Source organism: Streptomyces bambusae, from assembly GCF_019400985.1.
Lineage (GTDB): Bacteria > Actinomycetota > Actinomycetes > Streptomycetales > Streptomycetaceae > Streptomyces > Streptomyces bambusae_A.
The window spans coordinates 1-9002 of the sequence record NZ_WTFF01000297.1 but is presented as its reverse complement, the minus strand read 5'-3'; the positions used below and the strand labels follow the sequence as shown (position 1 = coordinate 9002).

At 74.4% G+C, this 9002-nt stretch carries 10 protein-coding genes; 8 read left to right on the top strand and 2 right to left on the bottom strand.

Annotated features, from left to right (window positions below; translation table 11 throughout):
- A partial coding sequence (locus GPJ59_RS29075) for an alpha/beta hydrolase (RefSeq protein WP_219670690.1) occupies positions 1-975 on the top strand: 975 nt, incomplete at its 5' end.
- A 197-nt stretch (positions 976-1172) separates the two neighbouring features.
- Positions 1173-2585 carry a hypothetical protein gene (locus tag GPJ59_RS29070; protein WP_308120545.1) on the top strand — a complete coding sequence of 471 codons (1413 nt, stop codon included), beginning with the start codon at positions 1173-1175 and terminating at the stop codon, positions 2583-2585.
- A gap of 113 nt (positions 2586-2698) precedes the next feature.
- On the opposite strand, the gene GPJ59_RS29065 is transcribed toward GPJ59_RS29070, so the two are convergent.
- Entirely contained in the window at positions 2699-3103 is a 405-nt protein-coding gene (locus GPJ59_RS29065; RefSeq protein WP_219670689.1) for a VOC family protein, read from the bottom strand.
- A 60-nt stretch (positions 3104-3163) separates the two neighbouring features.
- Positions 3164-4054, bottom strand: a complete 891-nt coding sequence (ypfJ, locus tag GPJ59_RS29060; RefSeq protein ID WP_219670688.1) for a KPN_02809 family neutral zinc metallopeptidase — start codon at positions 4052-4054, stop codon at positions 3164-3166.
- Positions 4055-4407: 353 nt separating this feature from the next.
- Here ypfJ and GPJ59_RS29055 point away from each other — a divergent pair, with 353 nt between their 5' ends.
- The 6 genes from GPJ59_RS29055 (at position 4408) to GPJ59_RS37910 (ending at position 8953) form a co-directional block, all read left to right on the top strand.
- Positions 4408-6006 carry an ABC-F family ATP-binding cassette domain-containing protein gene (locus tag GPJ59_RS29055; protein ID WP_219670686.1) on the top strand — a complete coding sequence of 533 codons (1599 nt, stop codon included), beginning with the start codon at positions 4408-4410 and terminating at the stop codon, positions 6004-6006.
- A gap of 349 nt (positions 6007-6355) precedes the next feature.
- The gene (locus GPJ59_RS29050) at positions 6356-6577 is read left to right on the top strand and encodes a helix-turn-helix domain-containing protein (protein WP_308120543.1); all 222 of its coding nucleotides are present in this window, start codon (positions 6356-6358) and stop codon (positions 6575-6577) included.
- A gap of 136 nt (positions 6578-6713) precedes the next feature.
- Positions 6714-7493 carry an enoyl-CoA hydratase/isomerase family protein gene (locus GPJ59_RS29045; protein ID WP_219670683.1) on the top strand — a complete coding sequence of 260 codons (780 nt, stop codon included), beginning with the start codon at positions 6714-6716 and terminating at the stop codon, positions 7491-7493.
- A 177-nt stretch (positions 7494-7670) separates the two neighbouring features.
- A complete protein-coding gene (locus GPJ59_RS29040) occupies positions 7671-8111 on the top strand; it encodes an Asp23/Gls24 family envelope stress response protein (RefSeq protein ID WP_258025080.1) in 441 nt (146 codons plus the stop codon).
- Between the two features lie 34 nt (positions 8112-8145).
- Complete coding sequence (locus GPJ59_RS29035) at positions 8146-8331, top strand: hypothetical protein (RefSeq protein ID WP_219670676.1); 186 nt, start codon at positions 8146-8148, stop codon at positions 8329-8331.
- A 217-nt stretch (positions 8332-8548) separates the two neighbouring features.
- A complete protein-coding gene (locus tag GPJ59_RS37910; protein ID WP_374200940.1) occupies positions 8549-8953 on the top strand; it encodes an Asp23/Gls24 family envelope stress response protein in 405 nt (134 codons plus the stop codon).
- Positions 8954-9002: the final 49 nt, after the last annotated feature.

Sequence of the window (9002 nt, the reverse complement as noted above, 5' to 3'; positions counted from 1 at the left end):
GCGGAGATGTGCATAAGAGACCGCACCCGCACCCTGGCGTCCCTGCGGCCCGGTACGTACGGACTGCAGGCGCCGGGCGTGCACGCCGTCGTCGGCCCGGTCCTGCCCGACGCCCCGCACGACCCCGACACCGTGGTCCGGCAGCTGGTCGCCGTCACCCACGGCAGCCTCGACCCGGGCGCCCGGGTCCACCTCACCCCCCAGGTCCACCTGGGCGACCCGCGCAGCGCCCTCGGCCTCGACCACGCCGACGTGGACGTCCCCGGCGAGCTGGGCTCCCTGCCGGCCTGGTTCGTGCCCGCCGCCCGCGACACCTGGGTGATCACCGTGCACGGCCTCGGCGCCACCCGCGAGCAGCCCATGGCGGTCATGCCCTTCCTCGGCCGCCATCAGCTGCCCGTCCTTGACCTCGCCTACCGCGGCGACCTGGGCGCCCCGGCCTCCCCGGACGGCCTCGGGCACCTCGGCGAGTCCGAGTGGCGCGACCTGGACGCCGCGCTCCGCTACGCCCTGCGCTTCGGCGCCCGCCGGATCGTCCTGCACGGCTGGTCCACCGGCGCCGCCATGGCGCTGCACGCCGCCGAACGCTCCTCGCTCGCCGACCGGATCTGCGCCCTGGTCCTGGACTCACCGGTCCTCGACCGGCACACCACCCTGCGCGCCCTCGTCGCCGCCCGGGGCACCCCGGCCCCGCTGCTGCCGCTCGCCGTCCGGGCCGCCGAGAGCATGGCCGGACTGCGCGCCGACCGCCGGCCGCCCGCCGCGGACCCCCGGGCCCTGCGGATCCCCGCCCTCCTCTTCCACGGCCCGGACGACGCCCTCGCCCCCTGGGACCCCTCCCGCGCCCTGGCCGCCGCCCGCCCCGACCTCGTCACCCTGCACACCGTCCGCGACGCCCCCCACGGGGCGATGTGGAACGCGGACCCCGCCGGCTACGAGGAAGCCCTGCGCAGGTTCCTGACCCCTCATATGTGAACGGCGCCCCGGCCCCGTACGCGAGCGGCCTCCGGCCCCCTATGTGAACGGGGCGCGACACTCTGTGTGAACGGCGTGCGACGCTCGCGCGAGGGCGGTGGCGGCCGGGCGGCTTGTCCCGATCCGTCCCCCTGCCGACCAGCGATAACGCCGCCTTCCGTTTGGGCTTTCGGCGCGTCACGGGCGAGACTGCTTCCGTGACGTCCCGAACGCCTGATGAGCAGTTGGCCCGCGACTCCAGACTCCGCCTCGTCTCCCCGCGCTCGGTCGCCACCGCCCGCAAGGCGGTCACCGACCGGCGTACCCGGCCCGCGCCCCGGCCGCCGGCGGGCACCCCCGCGCAGGCCGACCTCGCGAACCGGGCCCGGGCCTCACTCACCCACGCGGTCCGCATCACCCGCTGGGCGGAGCACCACCTCGGCACCGCGGACGGATCCCGCCCCGCACCGGCCGGCGCGCTGCCGCCCGCCGACGTCGAACGGGCCGCCGCCGACCTGGGGCTGACGCACGGCCAGATCCGGGCCGGCTGGGACCGCGCGCGGCTGGCCGGCCTGGTCGAGGTGCACGGCGGCACCGCCCGCCCCGGCTGGCGGATGCGCGCCTGGGACCGCGACGACACGGCCGTCCTGCGCGGCTGGGTCGCCCTCTTCGACGCCTGGTCGCTGGTGCACCCCGCACCCGCCGACCTCGCCCCCGCGGCCGTCGCAGAGGTCGTCGAGGCCATGCCGCAGCTGCTCTCCCTGCTCCAACTCTCCGCCGGACCGGTCACCGTGCCCGACCTGCTGGACCTCCTCGGCCAGCGCGTCGCCGAACTGCGCGACGAGCGCTGCGAGGTGCCGTACGGGCCCCAGGACCCGGCACCCGACGCCGGCGCCGCCGACCGGCCGCTCCCGCTCGCGCGGCTGCTGCGCTGGGCGCTCGGCGGACTCGCCGCCGTGGACGCCGTCACCATCGGTCCGGCCCAGGCCGCCCTCACCCCGCTGGGCAGTTGGGCGGTCTGGGTGAAGCTGGAGCAGATCTGCGTCGCCGCGCAGAGCCCCGCCGGAAACATCGAGCAGTCCGCGGCCGCCATGCTGCACGGCTGCGCCCGGCTCACCCCCGGCCCGGCCCGCGCCGAGTACCGCGCCTGGCTCGCGGCCCGGCCGGTCGGACACGCCGTCAGCGAGCTGCTGCAGGCGGCCCGTGGCGACGACGCCCTGCTGCGCGGGCTGGCCTTCGAGGCGCTGCGGGTGGTCGGCGCCCCCGCCGAGGCCGAGGTGCGGGCAGCCACCCGCGAGCCGGCCCTGCGGCCGTACGCCCTGCTGTGGCTCGCCGAGCACGACGGCGCCGACCCCGAGGACGCGCAGGACGTGCTCACCCCCGAGGAGACGACCTGGCTCTGGGTGGACACCGCGGCCGCCATCGCCGACCACGGCGAGTCCGAACTCCTCGCCCGGCACCTGGACTCGGCCGTGCGCACCACCGTCCCCCGGCTGCTGGAGGAGGTCCGCGCGGTCGGCCACCCCCGCACCGTGCAGGTGCTGGTCGCCCTGGCCGCCGCCCATCCCGACCCGGCCCTCGCCAAGGCCGTGCGCAGGGCCGCCTTCCAGGTCCACACGGGCGGCGCGTGAGCCCGCAGGGCTACGGCGGCGCGTGAGCCCGCGGGGCTACGACGGCGCGTGAGCGCGCAGGGCTGCGACGGCGCGTGAGCCCGCGGAGCCGCGGCGGCGCGTGAGCCGCCGGGCTACGAGGCCGTGGTGGCCGGCGTATAGGTGCCGAAGCTCCAGATGTTGCCCTCGCCGTCCCGGGCCATGTAGTCCCGCGAGCCGTAGTCCTGGTCGGTCGGCGGCATCACGATCTCCACGCCGTGCTCGACCGCCCGCCGGTGGTGTGCGTCGACGTCCTCCACGACGACGTACACCCCGACCGGGCCCGCGTCTGCCATGGCCTTGTCGAACTGGCTCCCGGTGCCCTTGGTGCCCAGCATCACCACGCCGTTGCCGTACCCCAGCTCGGCGTGGACCACCGCCCCGCTCTCCCCCTCGTACACGGCGATCTGGGTGAACCCGAAGCCCTCCGTCAGCTGCCTGATGGCCGCCTTCGCGTCGCGGTACAGCAACGTCGGACAGATGGACGGATTGCCTGCCATGGCGATCACTCCCTCTCGCGCCTGTGACCCACGGCACAGTCTGGCAGGCCCCGCCGACACTCACCGGAAGGTGTCGCACCGGGCCATGTCGCCCGTCCGGTAGCCCTGGTAGAACCACTGCTGGCGCTGCTCGGCCGATCCGTGCGTCCAGGACTCCGGGGTCACCCGGCCCTGGACCTTCTCCTGGATCCGGTCGTCGCCGACCGCCGCGGCCGCGTCCAGGCCGTCCCGGATGTCCTCGTCCGTCAACGAGGTGATCAGGGGCCGCCCGGTGGACTCGTCGGGGGTCCGGGTCGCGTTGTGCGCCCACACCCCCGCGTAGCAGTCCGCCTGGAGCTCCACCCGTACGGCGTTGCTGTCCGCGCCCTGCCGTCCGTCCTGGGCCCGCTGGAGGGTGCCCATCAGGTTCTGGACGTGGTGCCCGTACTCGTGGGCGACCACGTACGCCTGCGCGAAGGGCCCGCCGGTCGCCCCGAACTGCGTACGCAGCTGCTCGAAGAAGCTCAGGTCCAGGTACACCTTCCGGTCGACGGGGCAGTAGAAGGGGCCGACCGCGGCCGTGGCCGGGCCGCAGGCGGTGTTCACCCGGCCGGTGAAGAACACCGTCGGTGCCGCGCCGTACGCGCCCCCGCGCCGGGTGAACTCCTGCCGCCAGAAGTCCTGGGTGCTGTTGACAACCGCGACCAGCCGGCAGTCCTCGCGCAGGTTGGCGTCCCGGCCGCTGCGGCAGGCCTGTTGCACCTGGGCGGCGGAGGAGACGGCGGCGCTCGGTTCCGGATCCCCGGAGGACAGGCCCAGCTGGTCCGGCCCCACCCCGAAGAGCAGGGCCATGAGCAGGGCGACGAGTCCGGCCAGGCCGCCGCCGATGGTGGCCCGGCCGCCGGGGATGCGGCTGCCGCGCCGGTCCTGCACCTCGGACGTGTCCAGTTGGGCGTCGTCGTCGAACTGCATGGCGCACCGCCTCGGTCTCCGCGTGGCCGCCCTGCGGCGGGTTACGAACCCCTCCATCCTGATCCGCACCCCCGCCCGCCGGTGCGCCACGAGGGCCGAACGGGCGACGGGCGGGGCTGCGGACCGGATGGCGGGCCGGGCGGCGGGCCGGGCGGGCCGGACGGCATGGCCGAATCGCGGCGGTCCGGCCGCGCGGCCCGCCGGGGACGTGCCTGAGCCCACACCCGCGGCCCCTCGTACGGCCGCACACCCCCGCTAGAATGAATCCCATGGCAAATCTCCTCGCGGATTAGCGGCGTCGAAGCACGCATCCCGCCCACCTTCCGCCGTTCCCACCGCCCTGGAGCATTTCCGTGATCACCGCCACCGGCATCGAGCTGCGCGCCGGCGCCCGCATCCTCATCGAGAACGCCTCCTTCCGTGTCGCCAAGGGCGACCGCATCGGCCTCGTCGGCCGCAACGGAGCAGGCAAGACCACCCTCACCAAGTGCCTGGCCGGCGAGGGCCAGCCCGCCGCCGGCGCCATCACCCGGTCCGGCGAGGTGGGCTACCTCCCGCAGGACCCCCGCACGGGTGACCTCGACGTCCTCGCCCGCGACCGGATCCTGTCCGCGCGCGGCCTCGACGCGCTGATCAAGAAGATGCGCGCCAACGAGGACCGCATCGCCAACGGCACCGGCGCCACCCGCGACAAGGCCCTCAAGCAGTACGAGCGCCAGGAGACCGAGTTCCTGACCAAGGGCGGGTACGCCGCCGAGGCCGAGGCCGCCACCATCGCGGCCGCCCTCGGCCTGCCCGACCGGGTCCTCGGCCAGCCGCTGCACACCCTCTCGGGCGGTCAGCGCCGCCGGGTCGAGCTGTCGCGGATCCTGTTCTCCGACGCCGACACCCTGCTTCTCGACGAGCCGACCAACCACCTCGACGCCGACTCGATCGTGTGGCTGCGGGACTACCTGAAGACCTACCGCGGCGGCTTCATCGTCATCTCCCACGACGTCGACCTGGTCGAGACCGTCGTGAACAAGGTGTTCTACCTGGACGCCAACCGCTCCGTCATCGACGTCTACAACATGGGCTGGAAGCTCTACCAGCAGCAGCGCGAGGCCGACGAGAAGCGCCGCAAGCGCGAGCGCCAGAACGCCGAGAAGAAGGCCGCGGCGCTGAACTCGCAGGCCGACAAGATGCGCGCCAAGGCCACCAAGACCGTCGCCGCCCAGAACATGGCGCGCCGGGCCGAGCGCCTGCTCTCCGGCCTGGAGGCCGTGCGGGTCCAGGACAAGGTCGCCAAGCTGCGCTTCCCCGAGCCCGCGCCGTGCGGCCGGACCCCGCTGACCGCCGAGGGCCTGTCGAAGTCCTACGGCTCGCTGGAGATCTTCACCGACGTCGACCTGGCCATCGACAAGGGCTCCCGGGTCGTCATCCTCGGCCTCAACGGCGCCGGCAAGACCACCCTGCTGCGCCTGCTGGCGGGCGTGGAGAAGCCGGACACCGGCGAGGTCACCCCCGGTCACGGCCTCAAGCTCGGCTACTACGCCCAGGAGCACGAGACCCTGGACCCGGACCGCACGGTCCTGGAGAACATGCGCTCGTCCGCGCCCGACCTCGACCTGGTCGACGTACGCAAGACCCTGGGCTCGTTCCTGTTCTCCGGCGACGACGTGGACAAGCCGGCCGGGGTGCTCTCCGGCGGCGAGAAGACCCGGCTGGCCCTGGCCACCCTGGTCGTGTCCTCGGCGAACGTGCTGCTGCTGGACGAGCCCACCAACAACCTCGACCCGGCCAGCCGCGAGGAGATCCTCGGCGCGCTGCGCACGTACAAGGGCGCCGTCATCCTCGTCACGCACGACGAGGGCGCGGTCGAGGCACTGGAGCCGGAGCGGATCATCCTGCTCCCGGACGGGGTCGAGGACCTGTGGGGCCCGGACTACCGGGACCTGGTGGCCCTGGCCTGACGCCCCGGCCCGTTGATCGAAGCCGTTCTGGATCATTCGGCTCACGGGTGATCCGTCATCTGAGTGAGGCGGTCTCGTACCGCCGACGGCCGTGCCTCGGCCCCGGCCGCGCACCTTCGGGTGTGCGGCCGGGGCGCTTTTATTCCCGTTCCGCCCGCTGACCTGGAATTTCCTCACGGCGATTGCGGAGCGTCACCGAAGACAGGTCGCGGAATAGAAGATTCCGTTCTGCTCGGGTGTCCACTCCTCGGGAAATGCCGTCGTACCGACCTTGCGGAATGGGTGGCCAGGAAGGCCAGGAGGGGTGATCATGAGAAGTCCAGAGCGCACTTCCCATGAGGAGGCACGGGTGGCCGAGACTCTGAAGAAGGGCAGCCGGGTGACCGGCGCCGCGCGCGACAAGCTCGCGGCAGACCTGAAGAAGAAGTACGACTCCGGTGCGAGCATCCGGGCGCTGGCCGAGGAGACCGGCCGGTCCTACGGATTCGTCCACCGGATGCTCACCGAATCCGGAGTCGTGCTGCGCGGTCGCGGCGGCGCGACGCGCGGCAAGAAGGCGGCCGCGGTCTGACCGGAGCCGCCTGATCCACCGAACCGGGACCTTCGGTGACCCCCGGTCGGTCGCGAGGCCGACCGGGTGGTTACTGTGCAGTCACTTATGGCCGACGGCCGCCCGCAGCGGCCGACTGCACACCGGAGGCACCGAGATGGCTCTGCTCGACAAGGACGGCGTACGGCTCGTCGTGGACGACTCGGTCGCCACGGTGACGCTGACCAATCCGGCCAAGCGAAACGCCCAGTCCCCCGCGCTCTGGCGGGCATTGGCGGAGGCCGGGCGGTCGCTGCCGGGCACCGTCCGGGTCGTGGTGCTGCGCGGCGAGGGCAAGTCCTTCTCCGCGGGGCTGGACCGGCAGGCCTTCACCCCCGAGGGCTTCGACGGCGAGCCGTCCTTCCTGGACCTGGCACGCGGCTCCGACCAGGTGCTGGACGACACCATCGCCGAGTACCAGGAGGCGTTCACCTGGTGGCGGCGCAACGACATCGTCACCGTCGCGGCCGTCCAGGGGCACGCGATCGGTGCGGGCTTCCAGCTCGCCCTGGCCTGTGACCTGCGCGTCGTCGCCGACGACGTCCAGTTCGCCATGCGCGAGACCAGCCTGGGCCTGGTGCCCGACCTCGGCGGCACGCAGCCGCTGACCTCCCTGGTGGGCTACGCCCGCGCCCTGGAGATCTGCGCCACGGGCCGGTTCGTCCACGCCGAGGAGGCCGAGCGCATCGGCCTGGCCAACCTCGTCGTCCCCGCCGCCGAGCTCGACGCCGCGGTCGCGGACCTCACCGCGGCGCTGGTGGCGCCCCCGCGCGACGCGGTCGTCGAGACCAAGGCCCTGCTGCGCGGCGCGGTCGGCCGTGCGTACGACGACCAGCGCGTGGCCGAGCGCGCCGCCCAGGCCCGCCGCCTGCGCGACCTGGCGGGGCTGTCGGACTGACCTGACGACGTGACGACCTGACGCCAGGCACGCACGCGCGCACGCCACCGGGGCGGCGGACACGGGCTCGTCCCTGTCCGTCGCCCCGGCGTTCACCCGCGGCCCGGCATGGGAGGGCGGCGCGGGGGTATGGCGCATACCGTGGTCGGGAGTCCGTACGCGCGAAGGGACACGGCGATGACCGGATCGGTACCCGGAGCCCCCGCACGGGAGCCGGCCGACCGTGGCCGCACCACCATCACCGACGGAGTGGTGGAGAAGATCGCCGGCCTGGCGGCCCGCGAGGTGCCGGGTGTGCACGCGATGGGCAGCGGGCTCTCCCGCAGCCTCGGCGCGGTACGGGACCGGGCGCCCGGCGGGGCGAAGGCCTCGGCGTCGCGCGGGGTGAAGGCCGAGGTCGGCGAGGTGCAGACGGCCCTCGACCTGGAGATCGTCGTGGACTACGGCGTGTCGATCCGGGACGTGGCCCGGGCGGTCCGTGAGAACGTCGTGGCGGCGGTGGAACGCATGACGGGCCTGGAGGTCGTCGAGGCCAACATCGCGGTCACCGACGTCAAGCTCCCCGACGAAGGGGTCGAGGAGCCGGAGCCGCCGGTCACCTCGACCCGGCTCCAGTAGCGCACGGCGTGCCACGACGACGGGAGGAGTCCGGATGAGCATGGCGCTCGTCGGCCTGGTGGCCGGCATGGCCCTGGGGTTCGCCGGGTACTTCGGCGGGTTCAGTGCGTTTCTGCTGGTGGCGGCGCTCGGTGCGATCGGCTTCGTCATCGGCCGGTTCCTCGACGGGGACCTCGAACCGGGCGACTTCTTCCGCCCCCGCGACGACCGGCACAGGTGACCGGATGCCCCCGCCACCGCCCGGAGCCGTGCCGCCTGGGGCCGAGCCGCCTGGGGGCACGGCGTCCGGGGGCGTGCCTTCCGGGGACACGCCGCCCGGACCGAACCCGCGGCCTGGACCGAACCCGCGGCCCGGGCCGACTTCGGGCCCCGGGCAGGGTCCGGGCTCCGGGCAGACGCCGGGCTCCGGACCGTCCGTCCCGGGGCGGGAGCCAGGGGTGTCGCGGGTCCCACGGGTCCCACGGGTCCCACGGGTCCCGCGTGTCGCGCGGGTGCCGGCCGCCGAGCGGGGAGCGACCCGTATCGCCGACCGCGTGGTGGCCAAGATCGCCGCCCATGCCGCGCGGGAGGCGCTCACGGGCACGGGGTCCTCGGCGCGCGCCGCCGCGCCCCCGCACGCGACCGTCACCGTGCACCACGACATCGCCCGGGTACGCATCAGCCTGGAGCTCGGCTACCCCTGCGACATCGGCGCCGCGTGCGCGGCCGTACGCCGCCGGGTCGCCGAGCGCGTCGAGGAGTGCACCGGCATGGCGGTGCCCGAGGTGGACATCGACGTGGAGCATCTGCGCGCCGCCCGCACCGGGCCCGGCTCCGGGCCCGCCCGGAGCCGCGTGCGATGAGCGCCCCCGACGAGGCCCCTGCCGACGTCCCCGGCCCCGGCCCCGCCCC

What these genes read in the sequence shown, in the direction of transcription:
- GPJ59_RS29065 (WP_219670689.1), bottom strand. Translation starts at nt 3,103, where the DNA reads ATGGCAGGCAATCCGTCCATCTGTCCGACGTTGCTGTACCGCGACGCG.
- ypfJ (WP_219670688.1), bottom strand. Translation starts at nt 4,054, where the DNA reads ATGCAGTTCGACGACGACGCCCAACTGGACACGTCCGAGGTGCAGGAC.
- GPJ59_RS29045 (WP_219670683.1), top strand. Translation starts at nt 6,714, where the DNA reads ATGGCTCTGCTCGACAAGGACGGCGTACGGCTCGTCGTGGACGACTCG.
- GPJ59_RS29040 (WP_258025080.1), top strand. Translation starts at nt 7,671, where the DNA reads ATGACCGGATCGGTACCCGGAGCCCCCGCACGGGAGCCGGCCGACCGT.
- GPJ59_RS29035 (WP_219670676.1), top strand. Translation starts at nt 8,146, where the DNA reads ATGAGCATGGCGCTCGTCGGCCTGGTGGCCGGCATGGCCCTGGGGTTC.